The sequence below is a fragment of the Achromobacter sp. 46006 genome (assembly GCF_059761975.1).
Map to the genome: position 1 here is coordinate 1 of NZ_JCBANN010000052.1, position 14975 is coordinate 14975.

The window sequence follows — 14975 nt, forward strand, 5'->3', positions numbered from 1 at the left end:
CCCCATCGGCATGATCTTCATCCCCTGCCTGAACGGACGCAGCCACTGCCCCGAGGAATGGATCGAGCCGGCGCAACTGCTGGACGGCACACGAGTGCTGTACCAGACCGTGCTGGAACTGGATCGCGTGTTGCGGGGTTAGGGCCCGTTCACGCTAGCGGGAGCGTCGCGCAGGCGCTGGCCGCGAGCCCGGACCGCGGCGCGCACCAGCGCGCGCGCGGCCACGACCGCCAGCGCCAGCGGCAGCGTGAGCTTCCATTGGGCGAGGAACAGCTCGACGGTCGGCTCCCAGCTCGCCCAGGTGTTGCCGAACACCACGGGCGCCGGCGGACCCAGGTACATGGCGAGCAGCGCCGCCGCGAAGGCCAGCGCGGCGCGCGGGAACGCCGATAAGCGCCGCCGCCAGCCCCATTCGGACAACGCCAGCGCCGCCGTCGCCGCCAGGCCGGCCAGCATTGCGTCCACCCAGAAATCGACGGGCTCGTACACATAAGGCGCATGGGGGATTTCCAGGCCATGGCTGCCGGTGCGCAACAGGGCCGTCAGGCAGGCGCCGAACAACGCTGCCACGGCGGACAGCAGCAGAAAATCGCACGCGCGCAATAACAGTCGGGGCATCGCAGGAAATCGGGCAGGCAGTGGCGGGCAGCCCGCAGCATGCCACAAAGACGCCGCGCCTCGCCATGCCGACGGCCAGGCGTACACTGACACCACAACCCTACGCTGTATGCGGCCGCCGAGGGGCAGCCGCCGGAGATGACCATGCATGCCCACACCTCACGCGTACTTGCCTTGCTGGCCGCCCTGTCGATCCTGGGCGGCTGCTCCTCGCTGGGCCCGGGCGGACCGCCGCATCCGGGGGCCGTCAACCCATACAGTAGCGGCGGTTTCCACGACGCCGGCCCGAACTATCCGGACACCGGCCCCTGAGGCCAGCGGCAGCGCCAACCGCCGGGACCGCCGCGGCCGCCGGCCCGGGCCAGGCGGCGGACCTACTTGTGCTTGGCCCCGCCCTGGCGCGCCTTGAAGCGCGGATTGGATTTGCAGATCACGTAAATGCGCCCGCGGCGCTTGACCACCTGGCAATCGCGATGGCGGGTCTTGGCGTCTTTGAGCGAGGAAAGGACTTTCATGCGGGAGGCTCCGGCAAGAGGGGGAAACAGGCCGGGCGCCCTCGAAGGCGGCCGACCGGCCAATAATGATATGTAATAACATTCTTATTGTCACGCCGGAGATGTCATCGCCGCTTGCAGCGTTCTCGGACCAAGGGTAAATTGTTGACAATCCAACGCCGCACGGCGTCATAATTCGGGTTTTAACCCGTAAAAACATCCGATTGTTGACACCATGAGCAAAGTGCTGGCCCTTCCCGGCGTCGCACCCGATGACAGCGAGACCCTGGCGGAACAGATTTTCCGCAAGATCCAGTCCGCCATCGTCAAGGGCGAGATTGCCCCCGGCAGCAAGATCTCCGAACCCGAACTGGCGCGCATCCACGGCGTCAGCCGCGGCCCGCTGCGCGAGGCGCTGCACCGGCTCGAAGGCCAGCGGCTGCTGGTGAGGGTGCCGCATGCCGGCGCCCGGGTGGTATCGCTCAGTCCGCAGGAACTGGCCGAACTCTACGAAATCCGTGAATCGCTCGAAGGCATGGCCTGCCGCCTGGCGGCCGAGCGCATGGCGCCGGCGGAAGTCGAGCAGGTGCGCCAGGTGCTGCACGCCCACGAGAAGGACGAAGCCTTCCAGGCCGGCATCGGCTACTACCAGCAGGAAGGCGACTACGATTTCCACTACCGTATCGTCAAAGGCAGCGGCAACCAGATGCTGTTCCGCATGCTGTGCGACGAGCTCTACCAACTGGCGCGGATGTACCGTATCCAGTACTCCACCACCCCCAACCGCCCGCGGCAGTCGTATGCCGAGCATCACCGCATTCTGGACGCCATCGCCGACCGTGATGGCGAGCTGGCTGAACTCCTGATGCGCCGCCACATCCGCGCATCCCGTCTCAACATCGAAAAACAGATCGCTCAGGGCAACCTGAAGCGCACCGAGGCATGAACAAATCCTATCGCAAGCCCCTGCAAGGCACCCGCCTGGACTATTTCGACGCGCGCGCCGCCGTGGACGCCATCGCCCCCGGCGCCTACGACCGCCTGCCCTACACCTCGCGCGTGCACGCCGAGAACCTGGTGCGCCGCTGCGATCCGGCAATGCTGACCGACGCGCTCAAGCAACTGATCGAACGCCGCCGCGACCTGGACTTCCCGTGGTATCCGGCGCGGGTGGTCTGTCATGACATCCTCGGCCAGACCGCGCTGGTCGACCTGGCCGGCCTGCGCGACGCCATCGCCGACAAGGGCGGCGACCCCGCCAAGGTCAACCCGGTGGTGCCGGTGCAGTTGATCGTCGACCACTCGCTGGCCGTGGAATACGGCGGCAACGATCCCGACGCCTTCGCCAAGAACCGCGCGGTGGAAGACCGCCGCAACGAAGACCGCTTCCACTTCATCGACTGGACCAAGCAGGCCTTCCGCAACATCGAAGTGGTGCCCCCGGGCAACGGCATCATGCACCAGATCAACCTGGAGCGGATGTCGCCGGTGATCTACACGCAGGATGGCGTGGCCTTCCCCGACACGCTGGTCGGCACCGACAGCCACACCCCGCACGTGGACGCGCTGGGCGTGATCGCCATCGGCGTGGGCGGCCTGGAAGCCGAGAACGTGATGCTGGGCCGGGCCTCGTGGATGCGCCTGCCCGACATCATCGGCGTCGAACTGACCGGCCGCGCCGGCCCCGGCATCACCGCCACCGACGTGGTGCTGACGCTGACCGAATTCCTGCGCAAGGAAAAAGTCGTGGGCGCCTACCTGGAGTTCCACGGCGAAGGCGCCGCCAGCCTGACGCTGGGCGACCGCGCCACCATCTCCAACATGGCGCCCGAATACGGCGCCACCGCCGCGATGTTCGCCATCGACCAGCAGACCATCGACTACCTGCGCCTGACCGGCCGCGAGGACGAGCAGATCGCGCTGGTGGAAACCTACGCCAAGACCGCCGGCCTGTGGGCCGACAGCCTCAAGACCGCCGAATACGAGCGCGTGCTGCGCTTTGACCTGTCGACCGTGGTGCGCACCCTGGCCGGCCCGTCCAACCCGCACCGCCGCCTGCCGGTTTCCGACCTGGCCGAACGCGGCATCGCCGGCACGGTCGAGAACCAGCCGGGCCTGATGCCCGACGGCGCCGTCATCATCGCCGCCATCACCAGTTGCACCAATACCAGCAATCCGCGCAACGTCATCGCCGCCGGCCTGCTGGCGCGCAACGCCAACCGCGCCGGCCTGACGCGCAAGCCGTGGGTCAAGAGCTCGCTGGCGCCCGGCTCCAAGGCCGTGGCCCTGTACCTGGACGAAGCCGGCCTGACCGAAGACCTGGAGAAGCTCGGCTTCGGCGTCGTGGCGTTTGCCTGTACCACCTGCAACGGCATGTCGGGCGCGCTCGATCCCGTGATCCAGCAGGAGATCATCGACCGCGATCTGTACGCCACCGCCGTGCTGTCCGGCAACCGCAACTTCGACGGCCGCATCCATCCCTACGCCAAGCAGGCCTTCCTGGCCTCGCCGCCGCTGGTGGTGGCCTACGCCATCGCCGGCACCATCCGCTTCGACATCGAGCGCGACGTGCTGGGCACCGACGCCAGCGGCCGCGAGATCCGCCTGAAGGACATCTGGCCGAGCGACGAGGAAATCGACGCCATGGTCAAGGCCGCCGTCAAGCCGGAACAGTTCCGCAAGGTCTACGCGCCCATGTTCGGCCTGCGCAACGAGCGCGACGCCGCGGTCGATCCGCTGTACGCCTGGCGCCCGCAGAGCACCTACATCCGCCGCCCACCGTACTGGGAAGGCGCGCTGGCCGGCGAGCGCACGCTGCGCGGCATGCGGCCGCTGGCCGTGCTGGGCGACAACATCACCACCGACCACCTGTCGCCGTCCAACGCCATCCTGATGGACAGCGCCGCCGGCGAATACCTGCACAAGATGGGCCTGCCGGAAGAGGACTTCAACTCCTACGCCACCCACCGCGGCGACCACCTGACCGCGCAGCGCGCCACCTTCGCCAATCCCAAGCTGTTCAACGAGATGGTGAAGGATGCCGACGGCAACGTGAAGCAGGGCTCGCTGGCCCGCGTCGAACCGGAAGGCAAGGAGATGCGCATGTGGGAAGCCATCGAGACCTACATGGACCGCAAGCAGCCGCTGATCATCGTGGCCGGCGCCGACTACGGCCAGGGCTCGTCACGCGACTGGGCCGCCAAGGGCGTGCGCCTGGCCGGCGTCGAAGCCATTGCCGCCGAAGGTTTCGAGCGCATCCACCGCACCAACCTGATCGGCATGGGCGTGCTGCCGCTGGAATTCAAGCCCGGCGTGAACCGCAAGACGCTGGCCCTGGACGGCACCGAGACCTACGACGTGGTGGGCGAGCGCAAGCCGCGCGCCGACCTGACGCTGGTGATCCACCGCCGCGACGGCGAGACCCTGGAAGTGCCGATGACCTGTCGCCTCGACACCGCCGAGGAAGTGTCCATCTACGAAGCCGGCGGCGTGCTGCAACGCTTCGCGCAGGACTTCCTGGAAGCCGAATCGGCCGCCGGTTCGGCCAAGAAGGCCAGCTGACACCCTACAGCATGGCGGGCGCCGCGGCGCCCGCCTTCCCCACCCAAGACATCAGGACTGCCCCATGGCCCATGCCCCCCAGATCAAGATTCCCGCCACCTACATGCGCGGCGGCACCAGCAAAGGCGTGTTCTTCAAGCTCGACGACCTGCCCGAATCCGCCCGCGTGCCGGGCCCGGCGCGCGACGCGCTGCTGATGCGCGTGATCGGCAGCCCCGACCCCTACGGCAAGCAGATCGACGGCATGGGCGCGGCCACCTCCAGCACCAGCAAGACCGTCATCATCGGCAAGAGCAGCCGCCCGGAACACGACGTCGACTACCTGTTCGGCCAGGTCTCGATCGACCAGGCCTTCGTCGACTGGAGCGGCAACTGCGGCAACCTGTCGGCCGCCGTCGGCCCCTTCGCCATCAGCAACGGCCTGGTCGACCCGGCCCGCATCCCGCGCAACGGCATCGCCGTGGTGCGCATCTGGCAGGCCAACATCCAGAAGACCATCATCGCCCACGTGCCCATCACCGACGGCGCGGTGCAGGAAACGGGCGACTTCGAACTGGACGGCGTGACCTTCCCGGCCGCCGAGCTGCAACTGGAATTCATGAACCCGGCCGAGGAAGGCGACGGCGGCTCGATGTTCCCCACCGGCAACCTGGTGGACGACCTGGAAGTGCCCGGCGTGGGTACCTTCAAGGCCACCATGATCAACTCCGGCATCCCCACCATCTTCCTGGACGCCGAGGCGCTGGGCTACACCGGCACCGAGCTGCAGGACGACATCAACGGCGACGCCGCCGCCCTGGCGCGCTTCGAGACCATCCGCGCCCACGGCGCGCTGCGCATGGGCCTGATCCAGAAACTGGAAGAAGCCGTCGCGCGCCAGCACACGCCCAAGGTGGCCTTCGTGGCCCGTCCCAAGGCCTACACGTCCTCCAGCGGCAAGCAGATCGGCGCCGGCGACATCGACGTGCTGGTGCGCGCCCTGTCCATGGGCAAGCTGCACCACGCCATGATGGGCACCGCCTCGGTCGCCATCGCCACCGCCGCGGCCGTGCCCGGCACGCTGGTCAACCTGGCGGCCGGCGGCGGCCAGCGCGACCAGGTCAACTTCGGCCACCCCTCGGGCACGCTGCGCGTCGGCGCCCAGGCCCAACTGATCGACGGCGAATGGACCGTCACCAAGGCCATCATGAGCCGCAGCGCGCGCGTGCTGATGGAAGGCCGGGTACACGTGCCGCGCGCCGGCTTCTGACCCTTCCCGCCTGGCGTCTTATGGCGCCTTGTCCTTCGGCGCGCTGGCCACCAGCGCGTCGAAGTCCTTGTCCAGCATGGCCAGTGAATCGGCGATGTGCGCGCGGCGTTCCTTGATCCACTTATCCTGCGAAGCCAACTGGCCGCGCGCTTCCTTGATCATGCGCTCCATTTCCGCAGGCTGCGGGCCACCAAGGGTGGCGCGGTTCTTGACGATGGCCACCGGGTCCAGCGTCGCGCGGAACTCGGCCTCGCTCATCGGCAGTTCGTTCGGATACTTCGATCCCTTCATCGCCTCGGCGTAGATGCGGCGCGCCTGCTCGTAGGGGAAGTCCAGCGGCTTGATGTTGTTGGCCTTGGCGTAGCTCACCACCTCCGAGGCGAAGTGATGGCCGTCGCGGAACGGCAGCTTGTACTTGCGCATCAGCACGTCAGCCAGTTCCTGCGAAGCGGTCCAGTCGCTGTTCAGTTCCTCCAGCGCGCGCTCCGGACTGATCACCATGGCCTTGAGCACGCGGTCCCAGCGCTTGAGCGCGGCGATACCGGCGTCGACCATGGCCGAGTTCTGCTTGACGTCTTTGGGGTCGCTCATGCCCGGCGTGATGTTGTGCGTCTGGATCACCGGCCCCATGGCCAGCGTCACCGCGGTCGACGCGTCGCTGCGCGTGGCGTTGAGCAGGCCGGGATTGCGCTTCTGGGGCATGGCGCTGGACACGTAAGTGTTGCCGCCGCCTTCCTGCAGCAGGATCCACGGGCGCGATTGCGCATACTGCGTCATCACATCCTCGACGAAGTTGCCGGTGCGCAGCGCGATGCTGGTGACGATGGACGCCACTTCCACCGGCTGGTCCATCGACGAGATCTGCGACGCATCATAGGCATTGTCGACCAGCGCGGCAAAGCCCAGGTACTGCGCCATGCGCTTGCGGTCCAGCGGCCAGCTCGTGCCATTGAGCACCGTGGTGCCCATGGGCGAGCGGTCGATGCGCGCATAGGCCTCGCGGATGCGCTCGGCATCGCGCGCCAGGCCGGCGGCCTGCCCCAGCAGATAGTGGCCATAGCTATTGGGCTGCGCCGCGACGCCGTTGGTGTAGTTCGGCACGATGGTGGCGCTGTGTCTGGCGGCCAGTTCCACCAGCGTGGTCGAGGTGGCATTGAGTTGGTCCGCCAGTTCCAGCAGCTTGTCGCGCAGGATGGCGCTGCGGTAGGTGGCGTGCATGTCCTGGCTGGAACGGCCCGCGTGCAGCAGCGTCACGTCCTCGCCCGCCGCCTTGATCAGCAGCGGCTCGAAAGTGATGACAGTGGCCGGCCGCTTGGCTCCCGGCTGGTTGCCATCATGGATCACCTTGGCCACGCCCGCCGCCAGGCGCGGCGCCATGGATTTTTCGAGCAGGCCCTGGTCGGTATTGATCACGGCCGTGGCCTTGTTGATTTCGCCCAGCCAGAAAAACGGATCGTGCGGCGGCTTGGCGGCCGCGGCCGCCTCCGGGGGCTGCTGGGCCGAGGCGGCGTGGCCGCCAAGGGAAAAAACCAGGGCTGCGCCCAGGGCGGGCAGGAAATGTCTCATGGCGTTCTCGTTATCGGGAGGAAACAAACCCTGTATCAAACACCATTTTTGCCTTCCATGTGCCACAAAATGCAATCCCGCACGAAGCCGGTAAGCCTGCGCGGCGCGCGGCCACGGGCATGGCGTTCACGGCCTCAGGGTTGACCCGCAGACTCGGTGCGTACCGCCCGGGCCGGCGCCCCTACGACCCAGCGCAGCACGAAACGCGCGCCCCCCCACGGGCTGTCCTCGACGTGGATACTGCCACCGTGGCTGGCCGCCACGCGCCGCACGATCGCCAACCCCAGCCCCGCGCCGCCGGTGCCGCGGTCACGGCTTTCGTCAAGGCGAATGAAGGGCTCGAAGATCCGCTCACGGTCGGCCAGCGGAATGCCTGGTCCGTCGTCATCCACGATCAACTCGAAATGCCCGTCGGCGCCGTGCGTCAACGCGATGTCGATGCGGGCACGGGCGTAACGCACCGCGTTCTGCACCAGGTTCAACAGGGCCCGGCTCATGTAGCGGGGATGCAGGCATACGTGCGGAGGATGTCCGCCAACCACCTGGCACACCACATTGCGCGCCTGCGCCTGATGCGCGACCCGGGCCAGCGCCTCGCCCAGCCAATCGCGCGTGTCCACCGTCACCAGCCGCACGGCCTCTTCGTTCGGGCGTTCCAGCCGCGCGTACACCAACAGTTCGGCCACCATGCCCTCCAACTCGCAGATGTCCGCGCGCATGTCGCGCAGCACGCGGCCATGGCGCTCCTCCAGGCCGGCCCGGTCGAGCAGATCCACTTCGAAGGACAGCCGCGCCAGCGGCGTGCGCAGTTCGTGCGAGACCGCATTGGTCAGGCTGCGCTGATTGTCGATCAACGCGGCAATGCGTTCGGCCATGTGGTTGAAGCTCTCGCCAACGTGACGGATGCCGGCAATGCGCGACAGCCGCACGCGCAGGCTCAGTTCCCCCTGCCCCATGCGCAGGGCGGCATTGCGCAATGCGTCCATATCGCGCCACATGGGCAAGGCCCACAGCGCCAGCAAGCCCGCCGCCACCATCACCCCCAGGCAGATCCACACCGCCAGCGCCAGCATGGCGTCGAATACATCCGGCAGGCGCAATTCCAGCCATTGGCCGGGCTCGCCCGGCAGCGGCATCAGATGGGTATCGAAATCGTCGCGCATCACCACCCCCATGGCGTCGCGCTGCCGGCGCTCATCCTCGGTCAGATGGACCTGGTCCGCGCGCAGCAGGCGCATCGCCAGCCCATAGTGCGGCAGAATCTGCTCCCGCAACACGGTATCCCGCTGCGTCGGCGCCACCGCATCCAGCCGCAAGTGCAACTCATGGAACTGGCCCCGCAACGACTGGAAGGCGACGTCCTCCACGACCGGCTTGAGCAGCGCGCCCAGGCCCTTGTCCACGAACAGGTACGCCAACCCGAGACTGATCAGGACGACGACGACAACGCGAACGAGAAATTTGAGCATCGATACCTTTGGGCCGAGGAACGGCGGCGCGCCCGGCAACGCAAGCGCAAACTGCGGCGGGACCAAGCAGGGGCGCGAGACGGCAGCGCGGCCGGCCATGGCGGCGACCGCGTGGGATGATAGGCAAGGAACCGGCGCGCATTGCGCCGCTTTTGTGTGGGATTTGTGAAAAACGGTGAATGCCGGCCGCGCGGGCGCCGGGCGCCGTCCACCTGGCCTGGCGTCAGCGGGACTGCGCGCGGGCCGGCAATATCGTCAGCGGCGGCCGGGTATCCGCCGGGCCGGCCGAGGCGCTCGGTACGCCATTCATGCGGGCACGGCCTATACCGCCGGGGCTCACCCCAGGTACTCCACGTTACCGCACACCGAAATGCTCTGGCCGCTGATCATCGCGCCCTCGTCCGAACACAGGAACGCCACCTGGTTGGCGATGTCCTCGGGCTGGGTCATCTTGCGCAGCGACACCTTCTCGACCAACTGCGCGCGCATGGCGTCGTTGCTGACGCCGCCCGCCGCCGCCCGCGCGGCGATGATGCGCTCGACCCGCTCGCCCGCCACCACGCCCGGCAGCACCGAATTGACGCGGATGTTCGACGGCCCCAATTCCATTGCCCAGGTCTGCGTCAACCCCGCCAGGCCGAACTTGCTGGCGCTGTACGGGCTGCGCAGCGAAAAGCCCAGCCTGCCCGCGACCGACGAGATGTTGATGATGGCCCCGCCGCCCGCCTCGCGCAGCAGCGGCACCGCGCTGCGCGCGCACAGGAAAGCGCCGGTCAGGTTCACGTTCAGGGTGGCTTGCCAGGCCGCCAGGTCCGTGTCCTCCAAGCGGCTGGTTGGGCCCGAAATGCCGGCATTGTTCACCAACGCGTCGAGCTTGCCCCAGCGCGTCGCTAGGTCGCCGAACATGGCCAGCACCTGGGCTTCGTTCGCCACATCCGTGACGCTGCCGCTCAAGCCGGGATGCGCCTGCACCGCCGCTTGCACCGCCTCCGCGGCCACATCGCAGATGTGCACCTGCGCGCCCGAGGCCAGGAATTTACGCGCGATGGCCAGGCCGATCCCCCCCGCGCCGGCGGTGATCAGGACCTGCTTGCCCTGCAACGATTCGATCATCAGGCTACCCCCTCAAGAAAAGCGCCGTCGCGCCTTACAGCGCGAATTCCGGCCGCACCCCGCTGCGCAGCGGCAACCCCATGATCTCGCGCGCCTCGGCGGGCGTCGCGGGCTCCATGTCCAGTTCGCGGATGATGCGCACGATGCGCTCGGTCAGTTGCACATTGGTCGCCAGCTCGCCGTGGCGGTAATACAGGTTGTCTTCCAGGCCCACCCGGGCGTGGCCGCCCAGCAGCAGCGCGCTGATGTTGGCCTCCAGTTGCGACGGCCCGATGCCGCTGACGCAGAAGATGCTGTTCCTGGGCAGCAGGTCCACCATCATCTGCAGGTGGCGCGGCGAGAACGGCATCGCGTTCTGGAAGTTGCGGTGCACATTCATCACCAGGTTGATGAAATGCGGCTCTTCATCCAGTCCTTCGTTGATCAGCGTAGTCGCGTCCTGCAGGATGTGGGTCGGGCTGAACACCTCCCACTCCGGCTTGATGCCGCGCGCCTTCATGCCGGCCGCCAGTTCGCGGGCGCGGGTCAAGGGCGTGTTCATCAGGTATTCGCGGTCGCCGAAGGCCAGGTTGAGCGTGGTGGCATCCAGCGTGCACATCTCGGCGCCGGCGTCCATGCCCTTGAGCCGCTCTTCCCACAGGATTTCCCAGGTGCCCGGCGTGGTCTCCCTGACCATGTCGCCGTGCACGCCCCCGCCCGTGGAATTGTTCAGCACGATATCGCAGCGCTCGCGGATGCGCTGGTTCATGTCGCGGTAGATGGCCGCGTCGCAAGTGGCCTGGTCGTCGGGGCGGCGCGCGTGCAGCGCAACCACGCTGGCCCCGGCGTTGTAGCAGCGGTAGACGTCCTCGGCGATCTCGGCCGGCTGGGTCGGCAGATGCGGGTTCTGGCTCTTGAACGCCATGCCCCCGGTGGGGGCAATGGTCACGATCACTTTGCGTTTTGCCATGGCGGTTCTCTTATTTCCAAAGGGCGCAGCGGGTCTCGGCCTTGGTGGTGAAGGCCTCGTTGCCGTCAATGGTCTGCACCACCTTGAAGTAGTCCCAGGGCGCCTTCGATTCCTCGGGCGTCTTGACCTGCAGCAGATACATGTCATGCACCACGCGGCCATCCGGACGCACCACGCCGTTCTTGATGTAGACATCGTTGAGCTTGTTCTCGCGCAGATACGCCAACACCTTGTCGGCATCGTCGGTGCCGGTGGTCTTGACCGCGCGCAGGTACTGGATGGCGGCCGAATAATCGGCCGCCTGCAGCGACGACGGCATGGCGTTGCGGCGCTCGTAGAACTTCTGCGCCCAGGCCCGCGTCTCGTCCGAGGCGTTCCAGTACCAACTGTCGGTCAGGTACATGCCCTGTGCCGTCGGCAGGCCCATGGCGTGGATGTCGTTGATGAACATGATCATGCCGGCCAGCCGCATGGTCTTGGTCAGGCCGAACTCGTTGGCCGCCTTGATCGCATTGGTCGCGTCGGCGCCGGCGTTGGCCAGCGCCAGGATCTCGGCCTTGCTGGCCTGCGCCTGCAACAGGAACGACGAAAAATCGCTGGTCGACAGCGGATGCTTGACCGACCCGATCACCTTGCCGCCGCCGGCTTCGACCACCTTGGTGGTATCGGCCTGCAGCGCGTGGCCAAAGGCATAGTCCGCCGTCAGGATGTACCAGGTCTTGCCGCCCGCCTTGACCACCGCGCCCCCCGTGCCGCGCGCCTGCGCCACGGTGTCATAGGCATAGTTCAGCGTATAGGGCGTGCACTGTTCGTTGGTCAGGGCCGGCGCGCCCGCCCCGACCACAATGATCGGCTTCTTCTTGTCGGCCGCCACCTTCGACATGGCCAGCGCCGTGCTCGAATTGGTGCCGCCGATCAGCAGGTCCAGGCCGCGCTGGTCGAACCACTCGCGTGCCTTGGCCGAGGCGATGTCCGCCTTGTTCTGGTGGTCCGCCGTCAACAACTCGATTTTCTTGCCGTTGATCTCGCCGCCCATCTCCTCGATCGCCATCTTGATGGCTTCGGCCCCGCCCGGACCGTCGGGCCCCGAATAGACCCCCGACATGTCGGTGATGAAGCCGATCCGGATCACGTCGTCGGAAATCTGCGCGCGGGCCGCGCCCGCATGCAACAGCGCACCGGCGATGGCGCCGGCCAGGACAGCGCGCGAAAACCTGCGTGGCATTGACAACATAGCTGTCTCCTCTTATGGTTTTTTGGCTCTGGGGCCCCGAATATTCTCGGACTGGCCCCAAATGCGAACAGTCATCATGTTGACAAAGCGCCCTAGGGTTTACCTGGGCGCCCTCACCACGGCGGAACGGGGACAACCATGCGCGCACCGGCAGCCGGCACCGGCCATGAACCTGCCAGCCCGAAGCGGCGAGCCAAACCAGACCCGGTGGACCGGATGCTGGCCGTCGTGCCCTGGTACAACGGCCTGCCGCGCCTGGAACGCGACGTGGTCCGTGCCGAACTGCGGGTGGTGTCATTGCAGGCGGGCGAGCGCCTGTTCCGAGAGGGTTCGAAATCGCTGGGCTGGTATGGCGTGGTGGACGGCCTGGTGAAATGGTCGTCGCGCGGCTCGGATGGCCGGTCGCTATCGCTGGCCGGCTTCAGCACCGGCAGTTGGTTCGGCGAGGCCACCATGATCCGCCGCGAGCCGTTCGAATACGAAGTGGTGGCGCTGCGCCCGAGCCAGGTCGTGATCCTGCCGCGCGACACCTGCGAGCGCCTGTGGAACAACAATATCGCGTTCACCAAAGCGCTGATGACCCACCTGGCGCAACGCGTCAATTGGCTGATGGCCTGCTATACCGGCAACGTGCTGCTGGACGTGGACACCACGGTGGCCCGCGCCGTCGCCGCGCAACTGAACGCCGAGCAGCATTCCGGCACCAATGGCCGGCTCAAGATCTCGCAGGAAGAGATCGCCGGTCTGTGCGGCGTGTCGCGCCAGCGCTGCAACGCCGCGCTGACGCGGCTGGCGCGGGCTGGGGTGCTGCGCACGCATTATGGCGGCATGACGATTCTGGACCGGGAGGGCCTGTACCGGCACGCAAAGCTCAACCGCGAGCCGGCCGACCACCCGGCCGACATGCCGGCATAGCCCGCCGGTCGACCGGGGCGTTCGACGCGGCGCGTTTTCGCCGGTCACCCATCCGCGGTATCTTTGCGCCTTCCATTGCCCAGCATCCAGCGCCCCATGCTCCCCACCCCGACAACTTCGGCCAGTCCCCTGCTCACCTCCCGCCTTTCGCTACGGCGGGCGGTACGCCAACATGCCCCCGCCTTGCTGGCGTACCACCTTGCCAACCGGGCCCACCTGCAGCCATGGGAACCCGCCCGGTCCGACGCGTTCTACACCGTCGCGTCGACCGAAGAACGGCTGGCCGCGATGGAGACAAGTGCCGCCGCCGGGCAGGCAGTGCACCTGCTGCTGTTCGACAGGACCGACGACAGCCTGGTCGGCACCTGCAACTTCACCAATATCGTGCGGGGTGCCTTCCAGGCCTGCCATCTGGGCTTCTCTGTCGCGCAAGACCGCCAAGGCCAGGGCCTCATGCGGGAATGCCTCGTCGCGGCGACCCATTTCATGTTTGCCGAACACGGGCTGCACCGCATCATGGCGAACCACCGGCCCGAGAACACGCGCAGCGCGCGTCTGCTGAGCGGCCTGGGGTTCGAGCGCGAAGGCACGGCTCGCGCCTATCTGAAGATCAACGGAAGCTGGGCGGACCACGTGCTGACTGCGCTGATCAATCCCGCGGACGCGTGACCGGCAGCGATGACGCGCCGCAACGTCCCAGGCAAGGCCGGGTCTACGCGGCTTGCCGCCTGGTCGCGCGGTTGCGGCGCAGTTCCACCACCTGCTCCGCCCCCACGGCGCGGGCACGCAACTGGCCACAGCCGCCGTCCACATCCTGCCCGGCGCTGTTCCTGATCTTGGTCAGCACGCCACGGCGATGCAACGTGCGCACGATCTCGCGAATGCGGTCGGCGTCGGGCCGCTGGTAGTCGTCGCCTTCCATGCTGTTGAACGGGATCACGTTGAGCACGCCGAACTTGCCCTTGAGCAGGCGCGGGATGGCGTCCAGTTCGTCGTCGCCGTCATTGATGCCCTTGAGGAGCGTCCACTGATACTGGATCGGGTAGCCGGTATCGCGGGCGTAGCGCTCGCCCATTTCCACCAGGTCCTGCGGCGCGATTTTCGGCGCGCGCGGCAGCAGGTGCTCGCGCAGCTCGGCGCGGGTCGTATGCAGCGACAGCGCCAGGGCCGGCTTGACGGCCTGTCGCGGCAGCGCGTCGAACACGCGCGGATCGCCCACGGTGGAGAACACCAGGTTCTTGTGGCCGATATTGCCTTCGGTGCCCAGCAGGTTGATGGCTTCCAGCACGTTGTCCAGATTGTGCGCCGGTTCGCCCATGCCCATGAAGACCACTTTCTTCACCGCGCGCAGCCGCCGCGCCAGCACCACCTGCGCCAGGATCTCCATGCTGGCCACCTGACGGATCAGGCCGCTTTTGCCGGTCATGCAGAACCGGCAGCCGACCGCGCAGCCGACCTGGGTGGACACGCACAGCCCGTCTCGCGGCAGCAGCACGCTTTCCACCATCTGGCCGTCGGCCAGGTCGACCAGCAGGCGCGAGCCATCGTGGCCGGCGTGTTCGGAACGGACGCGGGCCAGGCCGTCCAGTTCTGCCGCCAGGGCGGGCAGCGCCTGGCGCAGCGCCAGCGGCAGATAGTTGTCGAAGCGCCGCCGCCACGTGTCGCTGTCGAACGCCTGACCGGTCAGCCAGGCGCGCATGACCCGCCCGCGATGGGCAGGCTGGGCGCCTAGGGCGGCGAGACGTTGGTGGAAATCGGCGTAGCGCATGGGGAGCGGATTTTAGCGCGCCCGGCATGGGCGCCCGGC

At 67.4% G+C, this 14975-nt stretch carries 14 protein-coding genes and 1 pseudogene; 7 read left to right on the forward strand and 8 right to left on the reverse strand.

The features are described from left to right. Positions 1 to 142, forward strand: a pseudogene (locus AC6LKG_RS20490) (Zn-dependent hydrolase); the annotation flags it as partial. Here the strand turns inward: AC6LKG_RS20490 and AC6LKG_RS20495 are convergent. Then, positions 139 to 618 (reverse strand): hypothetical protein, encoded by a 480-nt coding sequence (locus tag AC6LKG_RS20495; RefSeq protein WP_498167501.1) that lies wholly within the window; start codon positions 616 to 618, stop codon positions 139 to 141. The pseudogene AC6LKG_RS20490 and the gene AC6LKG_RS20495 sit on opposite strands and share 4 nt — an antisense overlap. Positions 619 to 762: 144 nt before the next feature. Between AC6LKG_RS20495 and AC6LKG_RS20500 the strand changes: the two genes are divergently transcribed. Beyond that, positions 763 to 930, forward strand: a complete 168-nt coding sequence (locus AC6LKG_RS20500; protein ID WP_498167503.1) for a hypothetical protein — start codon at positions 763 to 765, stop codon at positions 928 to 930. Between the two features lie 62 nt (positions 931 to 992). On the opposite strand, the gene ykgO is transcribed toward AC6LKG_RS20500, so the two are convergent. Continuing rightward, positions 993 to 1133, reverse strand: coding sequence for a type B 50S ribosomal protein L36 (ykgO, locus tag AC6LKG_RS20505; RefSeq protein WP_006385796.1), 141 nt, complete (start codon positions 1131 to 1133; stop codon positions 993 to 995). A gap of 214 nt (positions 1134 to 1347) precedes the next feature. Between ykgO and AC6LKG_RS20510 the strand changes: the two genes are divergently transcribed. The 3 genes from AC6LKG_RS20510 to prpF all read left to right on the forward strand — a co-directional run bounded on the left by AC6LKG_RS20510 (position 1348) and on the right by prpF (position 5922). After that, complete coding sequence (locus tag AC6LKG_RS20510) at positions 1348 to 2058, forward strand: GntR family transcriptional regulator (protein ID WP_498167505.1); 711 nt, start codon at positions 1348 to 1350, stop codon at positions 2056 to 2058. Beyond that, on the forward strand, positions 2055 to 4673 hold the full coding sequence (gene acnD / locus AC6LKG_RS20515) for a Fe/S-dependent 2-methylisocitrate dehydratase AcnD (protein WP_498167507.1): 2619 nt from the start codon (positions 2055 to 2057) through the stop codon (positions 4671 to 4673). Before AC6LKG_RS20510 ends, acnD begins: the two co-directional genes overlap by 4 nt. Before the next feature lie 64 nt (positions 4674 to 4737). Further along, positions 4738 to 5922: a 2-methylaconitate cis-trans isomerase PrpF gene (gene prpF, locus AC6LKG_RS20520; RefSeq protein ID WP_498167510.1), complete on the forward strand. Its 1185-nt coding sequence runs from the start codon at positions 4738 to 4740 to the stop codon at positions 5920 to 5922. Between the two features lie 18 nt (positions 5923 to 5940). On the opposite strand, the gene AC6LKG_RS20525 is transcribed toward prpF, so the two are convergent. The 5 genes from AC6LKG_RS20525 to AC6LKG_RS20545 all read right to left on the reverse strand — a co-directional run bounded on the left by AC6LKG_RS20525 (position 5941) and on the right by AC6LKG_RS20545 (position 12253). Then, positions 5941 to 7488, reverse strand: coding sequence for an argininosuccinate lyase (locus AC6LKG_RS20525; RefSeq protein WP_498167512.1), 1548 nt, complete (start codon positions 7486 to 7488; stop codon positions 5941 to 5943). Between the two features lie 134 nt (positions 7489 to 7622). Beyond that, positions 7623 to 8957, reverse strand: a complete 1335-nt coding sequence (locus AC6LKG_RS20530) for an ATP-binding protein (RefSeq protein WP_498167514.1) — start codon at positions 8955 to 8957, stop codon at positions 7623 to 7625. A 336-nt stretch (positions 8958 to 9293) separates the two neighbouring features. Continuing rightward, the gene (locus tag AC6LKG_RS20535) at positions 9294 to 10070 is read right to left on the reverse strand and encodes an SDR family oxidoreductase (RefSeq protein WP_498167517.1); all 777 of its coding nucleotides are present in this window, start codon (positions 10068 to 10070) and stop codon (positions 9294 to 9296) included. A 34-nt stretch (positions 10071 to 10104) separates the two neighbouring features. Beyond that, entirely contained in the window at positions 10105 to 11019 is a 915-nt protein-coding gene (locus tag AC6LKG_RS20540) for a beta-keto acid cleavage family enzyme (protein WP_047991935.1), read from the reverse strand. Between the two features lie 10 nt (positions 11020 to 11029). Continuing rightward, the gene (locus tag AC6LKG_RS20545) at positions 11030 to 12253 is read right to left on the reverse strand and encodes an ABC transporter substrate-binding protein (RefSeq protein ID WP_498167519.1); all 1224 of its coding nucleotides are present in this window, start codon (positions 12251 to 12253) and stop codon (positions 11030 to 11032) included. A 138-nt stretch (positions 12254 to 12391) separates the two neighbouring features. Here AC6LKG_RS20545 and AC6LKG_RS20550 point away from each other — a divergent pair, with 138 nt between their 5' ends. Together AC6LKG_RS20550 and AC6LKG_RS20555 are read left to right on the forward strand one after the other, a co-directional pair. Next, positions 12392 to 13168 (forward strand): Crp/Fnr family transcriptional regulator, encoded by a 777-nt coding sequence (locus AC6LKG_RS20550; RefSeq protein WP_498167521.1) that lies wholly within the window; start codon positions 12392 to 12394, stop codon positions 13166 to 13168. A 96-nt stretch (positions 13169 to 13264) separates the two neighbouring features. Then, the gene (locus AC6LKG_RS20555) at positions 13265 to 13837 is read left to right on the forward strand and encodes a GNAT family N-acetyltransferase (RefSeq protein ID WP_498167523.1); all 573 of its coding nucleotides are present in this window, start codon (positions 13265 to 13267) and stop codon (positions 13835 to 13837) included. A gap of 43 nt (positions 13838 to 13880) precedes the next feature. Here the strand turns inward: AC6LKG_RS20555 and AC6LKG_RS20560 are convergent, their stop codons facing one another. Further along, positions 13881 to 14936 (reverse strand): RNA methyltransferase, encoded by a 1056-nt coding sequence (locus AC6LKG_RS20560; RefSeq protein WP_498167526.1) that lies wholly within the window; start codon positions 14934 to 14936, stop codon positions 13881 to 13883. Positions 14937 to 14975 lie beyond the last annotated feature (39 nt).

Coding starts and splice junctions, on each gene's coding strand:
- AC6LKG_RS20540 (WP_047991935.1), bottom strand. CDS start 11,019: ATGGCAAAACGCAAAGTGATCGTGACCATTGCCCCCACCGGGGGCATG.
- acnD (WP_498167507.1), top strand. CDS start 2,055: ATGAACAAATCCTATCGCAAGCCCCTGCAAGGCACCCGCCTGGACTAT.
- ykgO (WP_006385796.1), bottom strand. CDS start 1,133: ATGAAAGTCCTTTCCTCGCTCAAAGACGCCAAGACCCGCCATCGCGAT.
- AC6LKG_RS20500 (WP_498167503.1), top strand. CDS start 763: ATGCATGCCCACACCTCACGCGTACTTGCCTTGCTGGCCGCCCTGTCG.
- prpF (WP_498167510.1), top strand. CDS start 4,738: ATGGCCCATGCCCCCCAGATCAAGATTCCCGCCACCTACATGCGCGGC.
- AC6LKG_RS20545 (WP_498167519.1), bottom strand. CDS start 12,253: ATGTTGTCAATGCCACGCAGGTTTTCGCGCGCTGTCCTGGCCGGCGCC.
- AC6LKG_RS20530 (WP_498167514.1), bottom strand. CDS start 8,957: ATGCTCAAATTTCTCGTTCGCGTTGTCGTCGTCGTCCTGATCAGTCTC.
- AC6LKG_RS20550 (WP_498167521.1), top strand. CDS start 12,392: ATGCGCGCACCGGCAGCCGGCACCGGCCATGAACCTGCCAGCCCGAAG.
- AC6LKG_RS20560 (WP_498167526.1), bottom strand. CDS start 14,936: ATGCGCTACGCCGATTTCCACCAACGTCTCGCCGCCCTAGGCGCCCAG.
- AC6LKG_RS20495 (WP_498167501.1), bottom strand. CDS start 618: ATGCCCCGACTGTTATTGCGCGCGTGCGATTTTCTGCTGCTGTCCGCC.
- AC6LKG_RS20525 (WP_498167512.1), bottom strand. CDS start 7,488: ATGAGACATTTCCTGCCCGCCCTGGGCGCAGCCCTGGTTTTTTCCCTT.
- AC6LKG_RS20535 (WP_498167517.1), bottom strand. CDS start 10,070: ATGATCGAATCGTTGCAGGGCAAGCAGGTCCTGATCACCGCCGGCGCG.
- AC6LKG_RS20555 (WP_498167523.1), top strand. CDS start 13,265: ATGCTCCCCACCCCGACAACTTCGGCCAGTCCCCTGCTCACCTCCCGC.
- AC6LKG_RS20510 (WP_498167505.1), top strand. CDS start 1,348: ATGAGCAAAGTGCTGGCCCTTCCCGGCGTCGCACCCGATGACAGCGAG.